We start from the raw sequence: 15,666 nt of genomic DNA, 5'->3' as shown, positions 1-15,666 counted from the left end.
GATGGTATGCGGCCGTCCTGACGGGGTCCGCCCCGGCACCCCACAGTGGCCGCTCCCCCGGCGGCCGCCGGTGCCCGCGGCTGGGTCACTGTCAGTGGTGGGCCGTAAGGTCTGTGGTCATGGAGACGAGCACGGAGGGCACCGCGGCGGACGGCGGCGGCGAGGCCACGCGGACGACGCCGCCGATGAGGGACGAGTACCCCGCGGGGGCGCCCGTTCATGCGGGGGCCCCGGAGACGATCGGGGCGGTGCCGGCGGAGGGGGCCGCCGGTGTGCTGCCCGTCCGGGCTCCTTCGTCGCTGTCTCCGTCGCGGGCCGGTGACTTCATGCAGTGCCCGTTGCTGTACCGGTTCCGGGTCATCGACCGGCTGCCGGAGAAGCCGAGCCCGGCGGCGACGAAGGGGACGCTGGTGCACGCGGTGCTGGAGCGTCTCTTCGACGCGCCCGCGGCGGAGCGGACGGCGCCGCGCGCGAAGTCGCTGATCCCGGGGCAGTGGGACCGGCTGCGGGAGAGCCGCCCGGAGGTCGCGGAGCTGTTCGCGGACGATCCGGAGGGTGAGCGGCTGGCGGCCTGGCTTGCCGAGGCGGAGCAGTTGGTGGAGCGCTGGTTCGGGCTGGAGGATCCGACACGGCTGGAGCCGGCCGAGCGGGAGTTGTTCGTGGAGGCGGAGCTGGAGTCGGGGCTCCGGCTGCGCGGGATCATCGACCGGGTCGACGTGGCGCCCACGGGTGAGGTGCGGATCGTCGACTACAAGACGGGCAAGGCGCCCCGCCCGGAGTACGCGGAGGGCGCGCTGTTCCAGATGAAGTTCTACGCCCTGGTGGTGTGGCGGCTGAAGGGCGTGGTGCCGCGCCGGCTGCAGCTGGTGTATCTGGGCAGTGGTGACGTGCTGACGTACGACCCGGTGATGGCGGACCTGGAGCGGGTGGAGCGCAAGCTGCTCGCGCTATGGGAGGCGATCCGGCTGGCGACGGAGACGGGTGACTGGCGGCCGCGGCCGACGAAGCTGTGCGGCTGGTGCGATCACCGGGAGCACTGCCCGGAGTTCGGCGGCACTCCCCCGCCCTACCCGCTGGCGCCGGTGGCCGGGGCGGGCGAGTCCGGGCAAGGCGCGCAGGGCAGAATGGGGCCGGACTAGCGAAGGAGACTTACGTGGCCATCCGCGTCCTACTGGTCGACGACCAGCCCCTGCTGCGCACCGGGTTCCGGATGATTCTGGAGGCCGAGCAGGATCTCGCGGTCGTCGGTGAGGCCGGTGACGGTCTGCAGGCCCTCGATCAGGTGCGGGCCCTGCAGCCCGACGTGGTCCTGATGGACATCCGTATGCCCCGGATGGACGGGGTGGAGGCGACGCGGCAGATCACCGGGCCGGGGCGGGACGGTCCGGCGAAGGTTCTGGTGCTGACCACGTTCGATCTGGACGAGTACGTGGTGGAGGCGCTGAGGGCGGGGGCCAGCGGCTTTCTGCTGAAGGACGCTCCCGCCCATGAGCTGGTGCAGGCGATCCGGGTGGTCGCGGCCGGTGAGGCGATGCTCGCGCCGAGCATCACACGCCGGCTGCTGGACAAGTACGCCACGCATCTGCCGTCGGGGGACGAGCCGGTGCCGGACACCCTGCACACGCTGACCGAGCGTGAGGTGGAGGTGCTGAAGCTGGTGGCGCGCGGGTTGTCGAACGCGGAGATCGCGGCGGACCTGTTCGTCAGCGAGACCACGGTGAAGACGCATGTGGGGCATGTGCTGACGAAGCTGGGGCTGCGGGACCGGGTGCAGGCCGCGGTGTACGCGTACGAGAGCGGGCTGGTGCGTCCGGGCGCGCAGTAGGGCCGGGCATGGGCAGAGGGCGCTCCTTCGGTGGAAGGGGCGCCCTCTGCCGTGGTCGGGGGCCGGAGGTCAGCCCTTCTTGAGCTCCCAGAAGCGGAAGACGGTGGAGGCGTCGAGGCAGTACTCCAGGCCGTACACGTTCTCGTGGACGACGGCGTACTGCTTGCCCTGCCAGACCGGGAGGATGGGCAGTTCCTCGGCGACGATGTCCTGGAGCTGGCCGAAGGCGTCGTCGGTGGCGGCGCGGTCGCTCTCGGCGGCGGTGCTGGGGATGAGCGTGTTGGTGATGCGCCTGTTCTCGTAGTTGTTGCCGAGGACGTTGCCCTTGCCGAAGAAGGGCGCCGTGAAGTTGTCGGCGTCCGGGTAGTCCGGCACCCAGCCCTTGACGTAGACGCCGTACCTGCCCTTGGCGATGTCCTTCTCGTACTGGTCGAAGGCGACGGAGCGGACGTCGGCCTGGAAGAGGCCGCTGTCGTTGAGCTGCTTGGCGATGGCCTTCAACTGCTGGTCGGTGGCCGGGCCGTAGCGGGACGGGGTGGACCACAGGGTCAGCCGGACCTTGCCGGTGATGCCTTCGCTCTGCAGGGCGGCGGCGGCCTTGGCGCGGGAGGGGCGGGCGCCGTAGGTGTCGAAGAAGGCGGTGTTGTGGCCGCCGATGCCGGCCGGGATGATCGAGTACAGCGGGGTGGCGGTGCCCTCGTGGACGTCCCGGATGAGGGCGTCGCGGTCGAGCAGGTAGGCGATGGCCTTGCGCACGCCGAGCTGTCCGGCGACCGGGTCGTCCATGTTGAAGACGAGGTGCTGGACCTCGGCGCTGCTGCCTTCGACGATCTCGACGCCGGAGGAGTCGGTGCCGGCCTTCTCGATGTCGGCGATGTCGCCGGCGCTGAGGCCGCGGTAGGCGATGTCGACGTCGTCGGCGAGCAGGGCCCGCTTGAGGCGCTGCTGGTCGCCGCGGAAGAACTTCAGGGTGACGCCGCTGTTCTCCACCTCGGCGGTGCCCTTGTAGTTCTCGTTGACGGTGAAGACGGCCTCGTCGTCGTTGAACGCGTCGAGCTTGTAGGGGCCGGAGCCGACGGCTTCGCCGTCCTCGCGCAGGCCGTCGGCGTCGTACGCGTCCTCGTCGACGATGGAGCCGGCGCCGGAGGCGATCTTGCTCGGGAAGGTGGCGTCCGGGGTGTTGAGCCGGAAGACGACGGTGCGCTCGTCGGGGGTCTCGACCTTGTCCAGGGTGGAGAACATGACGGCGGGGCCGTCGGGGTCGTCGATCTTCAGCATGCGGTCGAAGGAGAACTTGACGTCCGCGGCGGTGAGTTCGTCACCGTTGCTGAACTTGAGGCCGGCCTTCAGCGTGCACTTGTAGACGGTGGCCCCGGCGTCGGAGAAGGAGCACTCCTCGGCGGCTTCGGGCTGGGGTTCCGTGGCGCCCTTGGGGAAGCTGAGCAACGACTGGAAGACGTTGTTGAACAGCAGCCAGGATCCTGGGTCGTAGCCGGAGGCGGGGTCGGTGGCCAGGACGTCGTCCGACATCCCCACGACCACGGAGTTCCCGTCCGCGCCGCTTTCCCCGGATTCCGTTCCGCAGCCGGTCAACAGGCCGGAGGCCAGCCCTGCCACAAGGGGCAGCACCGGCCAGTGGGTGCGCATGTTCACTTACGAGTGCCTTGTCGTCGGTTGTGAGGAACCCGGGCCCGCGCGGGATCCGGGCGGTCCGGCGCCCCGGGCGAGGGGCGCCGGACGGGTGCGTCAGCCGCTCACGCCGCGGCCGAGCTCCCAGAGCTGGAGGGTGGAGGAGGAGTTGAGCGCGTAGGCCGTGCCCGTGATGTCGTCACCGGCGGCGACGTACTGCTTGCCCTGCCACAGCGGGAGGACCGGCACGTCGTTGGCGACGATGTCCTGGATCTCGGTGAGGCTGCCGGTCGCGGCGATGCGGTCGGCGGCGCGCCGGGACTCGGGGATGAGGCTGTTGCGGATGCGGCCGTTGGCGTACGGCGAGCCGAGGAAGTTGTCCTTGTCGAGGAACGGGGCGACGTAGTTGTCGGCGTCGGGGAAGTCAGGGAACCAGCCCATGCCGTAGACCTCGTACTTGCCCTTCTTCTCGGCGGGGCGGAACACGTCCCAGGCGGTGCCCTTGATGTCGACGTCGAACAGGCCGCTGCCGTTGAGCTGTTGCTTCAGCAGCTCGAACTCGTTCTTCGTGGCCGGGCCGTAGTGGTCGGTGGTGTAGTGCAGCGTCAGCCGGACCGGGGTGGTGACGCCGGCCCGCTCCAGGATCGCCTTGGCCTTGCCGTTGCTGGGCTCGCCGTACTTGTTGAAGAACGAGTTGGAGTGGCCCGTGATGCTGGCGGGGACCAGGGAGTACAGGGGCTCGGCCTGGGAGCCGTACACCTTGGAGACGAGTTCGCCGCGGTCGATCAGCTGGGCCATGGCCTGGCGGACGGCCTTGCTGCGCACGCTGGAGTCGTTGGTGTTGAAGGCGAGGTAGCGGATCTCGAGGCCCGCCATGTCGATGAGGTCGACGTCGTCGTCGGAGTCGGCGGACAGCTTGTCGATCTGCCCCGGCGACATGGCGCGGGTCATGACGTCGATGTCACCGCTGTCGAGGGCGGCGCCCATCGCGTCGGCGCTGTCGTAGCTGCGCATCTCGACCTTGTCGTTGTTCACCTTCAGGCTCCCCTTGTACTCGGGGTTCTTGGTGAACTCGGCGGAGACGAGCTTGTCGCCGTCGACCTTCGCCTTGAAGGTGTACGGGCCGGAGCCGTCGACCTCGAAGCCGCTGCGCAGCTTCTTCTTGTCGTACACGTCCGGGTCGATGATGCCCGCGACCGGGGTGGACAGCTTGTACGGGAAGGTGGCGTCGGCGGTCTTCAGGTGGAAGACGACCTCGCGGTCGCCGCGCGCCTCGACGGTGTCGATGGTGGACAGCAGGGCGAAGACGCCGCTGTCGGCCTTCAGGGAGAGGGCGCGGTCGATGGAGTACTTCACGTCGTCCGCGGTGACGGCGTCGCCGTCGGCGAACTTGAGGTCCTTGCGCAGGGTGCAGGCGTAGCGTTCGTTGCCGCTGTCCGTGAAGCTGCAGCTCTCGGCGGCCTCGGGGACGGGTTCGCCCTCGCCGCGCGGCTGGATCATCAGGGTCTGCACGGTCTGGCGCAGGATGTTCCACAGGCCGACGTCGTAGGCCCAGGCCGGATCGAGCGGTGCGGGGCTCTCCTCCGAGGCAGTGAACACATCCGTGGTGCCCACGACGATCCCGTCGCCGCCGCCGCTGCCGCTGTCGGCTCCGCCACAGGCGGCGAGAACCGGCGCGAGCAGGCCGATGACGACCGGCAGCACCAAAGTCTTGCGGTTCATGCTCGGGTTTCTCCAGCTGTCTTCTCCGTGTATCCGCCATGCAGAGGGTGGTGCGGCGGATCACGGGGGTAAGGGCGATGTTCTCGCGACGAGATTAGTCCGCGCCCACAGGAGGGTTGGAGGGGACCGGAGTTGAGCCTTCCTCACTCAGCGGAATCGGATGTGGACGCACCGGAAGGCCAAGGCGGGAAGGATTGGCGCACCGATCCATGAATCAGGACACAAGGGTGCGCTCGAAACCGCTGTCCGGGGGTGGGAAGCATGCGGAGGGCACCCCCGCGCGACCCCTTGGAGTGGCGAACGTCACAGATTGGACGATCTTGAGGGGGCGCCGGAATTCAGCCGTCCGGCGCGATCGAATTTCCATGCGGAATTTCTCCGCCGTCAAAGGGCCATCAAAGCAGCACGCTCGGTGAACAACTGGCGGATTCAAGTTGTCATGACTGTGACGAGTCGTGGTCAGACCGTCATCAGGCCGCGCAGAAATGCCAGATCGACGTGTTCCAGCGAGGGCACCACCGTGCGCCGGGCGGCCGGCGCGATGGGCGCGATCGAGGGCACGGCCACCACATGGCAGCCGGCGGCCTCCGCGGCGGCGACCCCGGTCGCCGTGTCCTCGACGACGGCGCACCGGGCGGGGTCGGCCCCGAGGCCGACGGCGGCGAGCAGATACGGGTCGGGGTGGGGCTTGGTGCGCGCCACCTCGTCACCGGCGACGGTCAGGGCGAAGTGCTGCGGGCCGAGCGTGGTGAGCACCCGGTCGATGATGCGGCGGTGCGAGGCGGAGACGAGGGCCGTCGGGATCCGGTGCTCGGCCAGCTCGGCCAGCAGCCGGGCGGCTCCCGGCATCAGAGGCAGGGAGTGGTCGATGCGGTCCTCGAAGCCCTGGTTGAGCAGCACCGTGAGCTCGTCCAGGCCGATGTCGGCGCCGGTGGCCTCGATCAGGAAGCCGGCACTGCGGGTCATGGGCCCGCCGACCACGACATGGCGCCAGGTGTCGTCAAGGGTGTGGCCGAGGGAGGCGAAGACCTCGACCTCGACATCCCACCAGAAGCCCTCGGAGTCCACCAGGGTGCCGTCCATGTCGAGGAGTACGGCCTGCAGGGCCGATCCGTCGGCCGTACGGGTCGACGGGGCGGGGACGGTGCTGGTCATCCACGTACCTCCTTCAAGGGACGACCAGGCCGGTTCCCACGGAGGGAACCGGCCTGCGGTGGACCGTCCAGTGTACGACGCTCCCCGCGGTGTCGCCTGAGCGACCCGCTGTGCCTTCGGCACACCGGCGTCGGGCCCCCGGGAGCGGGCGTCAGCGTGCGTTGAAGTACTTCGCCTCCGGGTGGTGGATCACGATGGCGTCCGTGGACTGCTCGGGGTGGAGCTGGAACTCCTCGGACAGGTGGACGCCGATGCGCTCGGGACGGAGCAGGTCGGCGATCTTGGCGCGGTCCTCCAGGTCGGGGCAGGCGCCGTAGCCGAGCGAGAAGCGGGCGCCGCGGTACTTCAGGGAGAACATGTCCTCCATGGCGGCCGGGTCCTCGCCGGCGAAGCCGAGCTCGGCGCGCACGCGGGCGTGCCAGTACTCGGCGAGGGCCTCGGCGAGCTGGACGGACAGGCCGTGCAGTTCGAGGTAGTCGCGGTAGGCGTTGGCCTCGAAGAGCCGGGCGGTCTCCTCGCCGATGCGGGAGCCGACGGTGACGACCTGGAAGCCGACGACGTCGGTCTCGCCGGACTCCTGGGGGCGGAAGAAGTCCGCGAGGCACAGACGGCGGCCGCGGCGCTGGCGCGGGAAGGTGAACCGGGTCCGTTCGTTGCCGTGCTCGTCGAGGACGATCAGGTCGTCGTCCTTGGAGACGCACGGGAAGTAGCCGTGGACGACGGCCGCCTCGAGCAGGTTGTCGGTCTGGAGCCGGTCCAGCAGGCCGCGCAGCCGCGGGCGGCCCTCGGTCTCGACGAGCTCCTGGTACGACGGCCCGCCCCCGGACCGGGACTCCTTCAGGCCCCACTGCCCCTTGAACAGGGCGCCCTCGTCCAGCCAGGAGGCGTACTCCTTGAGCTGGATGCCCTTGCTGACGCGGGTGCCCCAGAACGGCGGTTCGGGGACGGGGTTGTCGGTGGCGACGTCGGAGCGCACGTGACCGTCCTCGGGGCGCTCCTCGACCACGGCCTGCGCGGTCGCCCGCACCCGGCGCTGCCTGAGCTCGGGCAGCTTGGCGCCGGGCACGCCGCGCTTGACGCCGATGAGGGCGTCCATCAGGCGCAGTCCCTCGAAGGCGTCGCGGGCGTAGCGGACCTCGCCCTCGTAGACCTCGTGCAGGTCCTGTTCGACGTAGGCGCGGGTCAGGGCGGCACCGCCGAGGATGACCGGGTAGTCGGCGGCGAGGCCGCGCTGGTTCAGCTCCTCGAGGTTCTCCTTCATGATCACGGTGGACTTCACCAGGAGCCCGGACATGCCGATGACGTCGGCGCGGTGCTCCTCGGCGGCTTCCAGGATCGCGGAGACAGGCTGCTTGATGCCCAGGTTGACCACGGTGTAGCCGTTGTTGGACAGGATGATGTCCACGAGGTTCTTGCCGATGTCGTGGACGTCGCCGCGCACGGTGGCCAGCACGATCGTGCCCTTGCCCTCGGCGTCGGACTTCTCCATGTGCGGTTCGAGGTAGGCGACGGCGGCCTTCATGACCTCGGCGGACTGCAGCACGAACGGCAGCTGCATCTGCCCGGAGCCGAACAGTTCGCCGACGACCTTCATGCCGTCCAGGAGGGTGGCGTTGACGATGTCCAGGGCGGGCCGGTCCCGCAGGGCCGCGTCGAGGTCGGCCTCCAGGCCGTTGCGCTCGCCGTCGATGATGCGCCGCTTGAGGCGTTCCTCCAGCGGCAGGGCGGCCAGTTCCTCGGCCCTGCCGGCCTTCAGGGACTTGGCGGTGGCGCCCTCGAACAGGGCCATGAGCTTCTGCAGCGGGTCGTAGCCCTCGGCGCGGCGGTCGTAGATGAGGTCGAGGGCCGTGCGCACCTCTTCCTCGTTGAAGCGGGCGATCGGCAGGATCTTGCTGGCGTGCACGATCGCCGAGTCCAGGCCGGCCTTCACGCACTCGTCCAGGAACACGGAGTTCAGGAGGATGCGGGCGGCCGGGTTGAGGCCGAAGGAGATGTTCGACAGGCCGAGCGTGGTCTGCACGTCGGGGTGGCGCCGCTTGAGCTCGCGGATCGCCTCGATGGTGGCGATGCCGTCCTTGCGGGACTCCTCCTGACCGGTGCAGATGGTGAAGGTCAGGGTGTCGATGAGGATGTCGGACTCGTGGATGCCCCAGTTCCCCGTCAGGTCCTCGATCAGCCGTTCGGCGATCTCGACCTTCTTCTCGGGGGTGCGGGCCTGCCCCTCCTCGTCGATGGTCAGCGCGATCAGGGCCGCACCGTGCTCCCGGGCCAGCTTCGTGACGCGCGCGAACCTCGACTCGGGGCCGTCGCCGTCCTCGTAGTTCACGGAGTTGATGACCGCGCGTCCGCCGAGCTTCTCCAGGCCGGCCTGGAGGACGTCGACCTCGGTGGAGTCCAGCACGATCGGCAGCGTGGAGGCGGTGGCGAAGCGCCCGGCGAGCTCGCGCATGTCGGCGACGCCGTCCCGGCCGACGTAGTCCACGCACAGGTCGAGCATGTGCGCGCCCTCGCGGATCTGCTCGCGCGCCATCTCCACGCAGTCGTCCCAGCGGCCGTCCAGCATGGCCTCGCGGAACTTCTTGGAGCCGTTGGCGTTGGTGCGCTCGCCGATGGCCAGGTAGGAGGTGTCCTGACGGAAGGGCACGGTCTGGTAGAGCGAGGCGGCGCCGGGCTCGGGGCGCGGGTCGCGCTCGGTCGGCGCCAGGTCCCGGACCCGCTCGACGAGCTGCCGCAGGTGCTCGGGCGTGGTGCCGCAACAGCCGCCGACCAGGGACAGCCCGTAGTCGCGGACGAAGGTCTCGTGGGCGTCCGCCAGCTCCGGGGCGGTCAGCGGATAGGTGGCGCCGTCCTTGCCGAGGACGGGCAGGCCCGCGTTCGGCATGCAGGACAGCGGGATGCGGGAGTGCCGGGAGAGGTAGCGCAGGTGCTCGCTCATCTCGGCGGGTCCCGTGGCGCAGTTCATGCCGATCATGTCGATGCCGAGCGGCTCCAGGGCCGTCAGGGCGGCGCCGATCTCGGAGCCGAGGAGCATGGTGCCGGTCGTCTCGACGGTGACGGAGACGATGATCGGCAGGTCCAGGCCGGAGAGCTCCCGGGCGCGCTGGGCGCCGATGACGGCGGCCTTGGTCTGCAGCAGGTCCTGTGTGGTCTCCACGATCAGCGCGTCGGCGCCGCCGGAGATCAGGCCCTCGGCGTTCTGCTGGAAGGCGTCGCGGATGGTGGTGTAGCCGATGTGGCCGAGTGTGGGGAGCTTGGTGCCGGGGCCGATGGAGCCCAGCACCCAGCGGTCGCGCCCGTCACGGGCGGCGTAGGCGTCGGCGGTCTCCCGGGCGATGCGGGCGCCGGCCTCGGACAGTTCGAAGACGCGCTCGGGGATGTCGTACTCGGCCATCGCGGCGTGGTTCGCCCCGAAGGTGTTGGTCTCCACGCAGTCCACGCCCGCGTCGAAGTACGCCTCGTGGACGGAGCGGACGATGTCCGGCCGGGTCACGTTCAGGATCTCGTTGCAGCCCTCGAGATTCTGGAAGTCGTCCAGCGTGGGGTCCTGGGCCTGCAACATGGTGCCCATCGCTCCGTCGGCGACGACCACACGGGTGGCGAGGGCCTGACGGAGGGCGGACACACGGGTCCGGCTGTCGGCGGAAGGGGTCGGTGGCAACGAGGCCATGAAAGGGCTCCCTGGAGTGCGACGGCTGTCGGCTTTGCGCCCGCAGGGCAGGTTCCACGGCGGGCGCACCTCGTCAGCGTAGCCGGGAGCGCCGCGCGATGGTCGCGACGTCCACGGGCCGGGACGCGGACGGCCCCGGGACGGCACCCGGTATACGTGTGACACGGTCCGGACGGATGAAGTCCGACGGACCATTAGCGGAGGGTCGACATCGACCGGTAGTGTTCGACATTGCCGAACGACGGCAGCGACGTCGTGTAGGTCGACGGTCGAAGGGGACGGAGGCAGTACGGCGATGGCACGGAACATCCAGTCGCTCGAACGGGCGGCCGCGATGCTGCGGCTGCTCGCAGGTGGTGAGCGGCGCCTCGGCCTGTCGGACATCGCCTCCTCGCTGGGCCTCGCGAAGGGCACCGCCCACGGGATCCTGCGCACCCTCCAGCAGGAGGGGTTCGTCGAGCAGGACGAGGCGTCCGGACGGTACCAGCTGGGGGCCGAGCTGCTGCGCCTGGGCACGACCTATCTGGATGTGCACGAGCTGCGCGCCCGCGCGCTGGTGTGGACGGACGACCTGGCCCGCTCCAGCGGCGAGAGCGTCTATCTGGGGGTGCTGCACCAGCAGGGCGTCCTGATCGTGCACCACGTCTTCCGCCCGGACGACAGCCGTCAGGTGCTGGAGATCGGTGCCATGCAGCCGCTGCACTCCACCGCGCTGGGCAAGGTGCTGTCGGCGTACGACCCCGTGGCGCACAGCGAGGCCGTCGAGGCCGGCCGCAAGGCGTTCACCGAGCGCACGGTGTGCGAGCTGGACGACTTCGAGCAGCTCCTCGACCTGACCCGCGCGCGGGGGTACGCGGCCGACGTCGAGGAGACCTGGGAGGGCGTCGCGTCGGTCGCCGCCCCCATCCACGACCGGCGCCGCATGCCGGTGGGCGCGGTCGGCATCACCGGCGCGGTGGAGCGCCTGTGCCGCGAGGGCGAGTTGCGCGCGGAGCTGATCGCGGCGGTGCGGGACTGCGCCCGCGCGGTGTCGCGGGATCTGGGCGCCGGGCGCTTCTGAGCCGTCCGCCCGCCCCTCGACGGGGCAGGACCACGACATTTGACGACCCGGACGCCGGACGGCGCTCCGGGTCTTCCCACGTGCGCCCGCGGGGCGTGCCGATGCGGGCGGTGCGCACACAGCGTGTCCCTTACGCACCCGTACGCACACGTGACGTCGTATCGACAAATCAACACAGCCGATAACGATCGAGCATTCAGGAACAGGACTCTTGACGCACCCCTGACGCCGGGGCAAGACTCCCGTCCATCGGTCGGCATTGTCGAACACCTACCGGCAATACGCGCTAGAGTGGGACAACGCCAGAGGCCGGTATCGCTCTCATCCCGAGAGCAACACGAACCACCGGTGGGACCCGGGGTTCGGCTTCCCCTGGACGAAGGACAAAGGAGTCGCGGGTGTCCAGCTCCGACATCTTCATCGGCGAGACCATCGGTACCGCCATACTCATCCTGCTCGGCGGCGGCGTCTGCGCCGCGGTCACGCTGAAGGCCTCCAAGGCCCGCAACGCCGGCTGGCTCGCCATCACCTTCGGGTGGGGCTTCGCAGTACTCACGGCGGTCTACACCTCGGCACCGCTCTCCGGCGCCCACCTCAACCCGGCCGTGACCGTCGCCATCGCGATCAAGGACAACGCCTGGAGCGACGTCCCGACGTACTTCGCCGGACAGCTCCTCGGCGCCATGATCGGCGCGGCGCTGGTGTGGGCCGCCTACGCCGGCCAGTTCCACGCCCACCTCACCGACAAGGAGATCGTCGGCGGCCCGGGCGCGCAGGCCACGACCACCAAGGCCGTCGAGGCACAGGAGAAGGGCGCCGGTCCCGTCCTGGGCATCTTCTCCACCGGTCCCGAGATCCGCAACGTCGTGCAGAACCTGATCACGGAGATCATCGGCACCGTGGTGCTGGTGCTCGCGGTCCTCACCCAGGGCCTCAACGACAGCGGCAAGGGTCTCGGCACCCTGGGCGCCCTGGTCACCGCGCTCGTGGTCGTGTCCATCGGCCTGTCGCTCGGCGGCCCGACCGGGTACGCGATCAACCCCGCCCGTGACCTCGGTCCGAGAATCGTCCACGCCCTTCTGCCCCTGCCCAACAAGGGGGGCTCCGACTGGGGCTACGCCTGGATCCCGGTGGTGGGACCGCTCATCGGCGGCGCCGTCGCGGCAGGCATCTACAACGTCGCGTTTGCCTAGGAACAGCGCTTCACCCGTCCGGGTGAGAAGCACCGAAACTCTCGGCGCACGCCGTACGTAAAGCCCCATAACCACGGACTTCCAGGAGCTAACAGTGACCGACGCCCACACCGCCGGCCCCTTCATCGCCGCGATCGACCAGGGCACGACCTCGTCCCGCTGCATCGTCTTCGACCGCGACGGCCGGATCGTCTCCGTCGACCAGAAGGAGCACGAGCAGATCTTCCCGAAGCCGGGCTGGGTCGAGCACAACGCCACCGAGATCTGGACCAACGTCCAGGAAGTCGTCGCCGGAGCCATCGAGAAGGCCGGCATCACCCGCGACGACATCAAGGCCATCGGCATCACCAACCAGCGCGAGACCACCGTCCTGTGGGACAAGAACACCGGTGAGCCCGTCCACAACGCCATCGTCTGGCAGGACACCCGCACCGACTCCCTGTGCCGCGAGCTCGGCCGCAACGTCGGGCAGGACCGCTTCCGCCGCGAGACCGGCCTGCCCCTCGCCTCCTACTTCGCCGGTCCGAAGGCCCGCTGGCTGCTGGACAACGTCGAGGGCCTCAAGGAGCGCGCCGAGGCCGGCGACATCCTCTTCGGCACCATGGACACCTGGGTCATCTGGAACCTGACCGGCGGTGTCGACGGCGGCAGGCACGTCACCGACGTCACCAACGCCTCCCGCACCATGCTGATGAACCTGCACACCATGGAGTGGGACGCGAAGATCGCCGAGTCCATCGGCGTCCCGCTGCAGATCCTGCCCGAGATCCGCTCCTCCGCCGAGGTCTACGGCGAGATCACCGGCGGCAAGCTGGGCGAGCTGCTCGGCGGCATCCCGGTGGCCTCCGCGCTCGGCGACCAGCAGGCGGCCCTGTTCGGCCAGACCTGCTTCGCCGAGGGCGAGACCAAGTCGACGTACGGCACCGGCACCTTCATGGTGATGAACACCGGCGACAAGATCATCAACTCCTACGCCGGTCTGCTGACCACCGTCGGCTACAAGATCGGCGACCAGGACACGGTGTACGCCCTGGAGGGCTCGATCGCCGTCACCGGTTCGCTGGTGCAGTGGATGCGCGACCAGATGGGCCTGATCTCCACCGCCGCCGAGATCGAGACGCTCGCGCTCTCCGTCGAGGACAACGGCGGCGCCTACTTCGTGCCGGCCTTCTCCGGCCTGTTCGCCCCGCACTGGCGCTCCGACGCCCGCGGTGTGATCGCCGGCCTGACCCGGTACGTCACGAAGGCGCACCTCGCCCGTGCCGTCCTGGAGGCCACCGCCTGGCAGACGCGGGAGATCGCCGACGCCATGGTCAAGGACTCCGGCGTCGAGCTCATCACCCTCAAGGTCGACGGCGGCATGACCGCGAACAACCTGCTCATGCAGACCCTCTCGGACGTCCTGGACGCGCCCGTGGTGCGCCCGATGGTCGCCGAGACGACCTGCCTCGGTGCCGCCTACGCCGCCGGTCTCGCCGTCGGCTTCTGGAACAGCACCGACGACCTGCGCGCCAACTGGCGCCGGGCCGCCGAGTGGACCCCCCGCATGGACGCGGAGACCCGCGACCGTGAGTACAAGAGCTGGCTCAAGGCCGTCGAGCGGACCATGGGCTGGCTCGAGGACGACGAGAGCTGACCCGCTCCTCGCCGGCCCTCGAACTCTGATGAGGAGTAAGAATCCGACATGACCAATCAGACCACCCTGCAGTCCGTGCCTGCCCTCGGTACGCACCCGGCCTCCGGCTCCCAGCCGAGCCGCGCCGAGACCCGGGAGCAGCTCTCCAAGGCGTCGTACGACCTCCTCGTGATCGGCGGCGGCATCCTGGGCATCTCCACCGCCTGGCACGCCGCGCAGTCCGGCCTCAGGGTGGCCCTGGTCGACGCCGGTGACTTCGCCGGCGCCACCTCCTCCGCCTCCTCCAAGCTCCTCCACGGCGGTCTGCGCTACCTGCAGACCGGCGCGGTGAAGCTGGTGGCGGAGAACCACTTCGAGCGCCGTGCGGTCTCCCGCCAGGTGGCCCCCCACCTGGCGAACCCGCTCACCTTCTACCTCCCTGTGTACAAGGGCGGGCCGCACGGCGCCGCGAAGCTCGGGGCGGGCGTCTTCGCCTACTCCGCGCTCTCGGCGTTCGGTGACGGCGTCGGCCACCTCCTGTCGCCCGCCAAGGCGGCGCAGGACGTGCCGGAGCTGCGCACCGAGAACCTCAAGGCCGTGGCCGTGTACGGCGACGACCAGATGAACGACGCGCGCATGGCGCTGATGACGGTCCGCGCGGCCGTCGAGTCCGGCGCGGCCGTGCTCAACCACGCCGAGGTCACCGGGCTGCGCTTCACGCAGGGCCGGGTGACGGGCGCCGACCTGCGGGACCGCCTGTCCGGTGACGAGTTCGGGGTGAACGCCCGGCTCGTGCTGAACGCCACCGGTCCCTGGGTCGACCACCTGCGCAAGATGGAGGACCCGAACGCGGCGCCGTCGATCCGTCTGTCCAAGGGCGCGCACCTGGTCCTGAAGCGGACCGCGCCCTGGAAGGCGGCGCTGGCGACCCCGATCGACAAGTACCGCATCACGTTCGCCCTGCCGTGGGAGGACATGCTGCTGCTGGGCACCACGGACGAGGCGTACGAGGGCGACCCCGCGGACGTCGCCGTCAACGACAAGGACATAGCCCAGATCCTGGACGAGGCCGCGTTCTCCATCCGCGACCAGCAACTGGGCCGCGACCTGATCACATACGCCTTCGCGGGCCTGCGGGTGCTGCCGGGCGGCCCCGGCGACACGGCGAAGGCCAAGCGCGAGACGGTCGTGACCGAGGGACGCGGCGGGATGCTGTCCGTGGCGGGCGGCAAGTGGACGACGTTCCGGCACATCGGCCGGACCGTCATGAAGAAGCTGGAGGCGCTGCCGGGCGCCCCGCTGGGCGACGACTTCGAGCCCATCTCCGCGCTGCCGAAGAAGCTGCCGCTGCCGGGTATCGCGAACCCGCGCGCGGTCGCCCACCGGCTGCTGACCGACCGTCCGGCGCCGGGCCCGCGCATGGCGGCGGACACCGCCCGGCACCTGGCCACGCACTACGGTTCGCTGGCCTTCGACATCGCCCGCCTCGCCAACGAGAACCCGGAGCTGGGCGAGCGCGTCCACCCGGACGCCCCGGAGATCTGGGCGCAGGTCGTCTACGCCCGGGACAACGAGTGGGCGGAGACCGCGGACGACGTGCTGCGCCGCCGGACGACCCTGACGATCCGGGGTCTGGCCACGGACGACGTCCGGGCGAAGGTGCAGGACGTGCTCGACAAGAAGTGACCTCGCGCGCGGCGGGCGGTTTTCGCCGGATGAGCCGTCCGCCGCGCGGGGTCCGGCCACTCCCCTGACCGCGCCGGACCGTACGAGGGCGGCCCCTTCCGCACCGGGGCCGGC

General features: G+C 70.0%; 10 protein-coding genes. 6 read left to right on the top strand and 4 right to left on the bottom strand.

Annotated features, from left to right (window positions below):
- Positions 1-119: 119 nt before the first annotated feature.
- Together ABZ899_RS03160 and ABZ899_RS03155 are read left to right on the top strand one after the other, a co-directional pair.
- Complete coding sequence (locus ABZ899_RS03160; protein WP_361339958.1) at positions 120-1,139, top strand: RecB family exonuclease; 1,020 nt, start codon at positions 120-122, stop codon at positions 1,137-1,139.
- A 14-nt stretch (positions 1,140-1,153) separates the two neighbouring features.
- Positions 1,154-1,825 carry a response regulator transcription factor gene (locus tag ABZ899_RS03155; RefSeq protein ID WP_062670896.1) on the top strand — a complete coding sequence of 224 codons (672 nt, stop codon included), beginning with the start codon at positions 1,154-1,156 and terminating at the stop codon, positions 1,823-1,825.
- A gap of 69 nt (positions 1,826-1,894) precedes the next feature.
- On the opposite strand, the gene ABZ899_RS03150 is transcribed toward ABZ899_RS03155, so the two are convergent.
- From ABZ899_RS03150 to metH, 4 genes are all read right to left on the bottom strand, one after another.
- Positions 1,895-3,478, bottom strand: a complete 1,584-nt coding sequence (locus ABZ899_RS03150; RefSeq protein ID WP_361339955.1) for an ABC transporter substrate-binding protein — start codon at positions 3,476-3,478, stop codon at positions 1,895-1,897.
- Positions 3,479-3,571: 93 nt separating this feature from the next.
- A complete protein-coding gene (locus tag ABZ899_RS03145; protein WP_361339952.1) occupies positions 3,572-5,176 on the bottom strand; it encodes an ABC transporter substrate-binding protein in 1,605 nt (534 codons plus the stop codon).
- A 459-nt stretch (positions 5,177-5,635) separates the two neighbouring features.
- Positions 5,636-6,331, bottom strand: coding sequence for an HAD family phosphatase (locus tag ABZ899_RS03140; protein ID WP_361339949.1), 696 nt, complete (start codon positions 6,329-6,331; stop codon positions 5,636-5,638).
- Between the two features lie 151 nt (positions 6,332-6,482).
- On the bottom strand, positions 6,483-9,998 hold the full coding sequence (gene metH, locus ABZ899_RS03135; protein ID WP_361339946.1) for a methionine synthase: 3,516 nt from the start codon (positions 9,996-9,998) through the stop codon (positions 6,483-6,485).
- A 295-nt stretch (positions 9,999-10,293) separates the two neighbouring features.
- Here metH and ABZ899_RS03130 point away from each other — a divergent pair, with 295 nt between their 5' ends.
- From ABZ899_RS03130 to ABZ899_RS03115, 4 genes are all read left to right on the top strand, one after another.
- Complete coding sequence (locus tag ABZ899_RS03130) at positions 10,294-11,058, top strand: IclR family transcriptional regulator (protein ID WP_361339943.1); 765 nt, start codon at positions 10,294-10,296, stop codon at positions 11,056-11,058.
- 398 nt (positions 11,059-11,456) lie between these two features.
- Positions 11,457-12,251, top strand: coding sequence for an MIP/aquaporin family protein (locus ABZ899_RS03125; RefSeq protein WP_361339940.1), 795 nt, complete (start codon positions 11,457-11,459; stop codon positions 12,249-12,251).
- 94 nt (positions 12,252-12,345) lie between these two features.
- Positions 12,346-13,887 carry a glycerol kinase GlpK gene (gene glpK, locus ABZ899_RS03120; protein ID WP_361339937.1) on the top strand — a complete coding sequence of 514 codons (1,542 nt, stop codon included), beginning with the start codon at positions 12,346-12,348 and terminating at the stop codon, positions 13,885-13,887.
- A 48-nt stretch (positions 13,888-13,935) separates the two neighbouring features.
- On the top strand, positions 13,936-15,552 hold the full coding sequence (locus ABZ899_RS03115) for a glycerol-3-phosphate dehydrogenase/oxidase (protein ID WP_361339935.1): 1,617 nt from the start codon (positions 13,936-13,938) through the stop codon (positions 15,550-15,552).
- The last annotated feature ends 114 nt before the right edge of the window (positions 15,553-15,666 follow it).

This window comes from Streptomyces sp. NPDC046859 (assembly GCF_040645135.1).
Taxonomy (GTDB): Bacteria; Actinomycetota; Actinomycetes; order Streptomycetales; family Streptomycetaceae; genus Streptomyces.
Note: the sequence above shows the minus strand (reverse complement) of the source record. Positions and strands in the feature narration are given on the sequence as shown.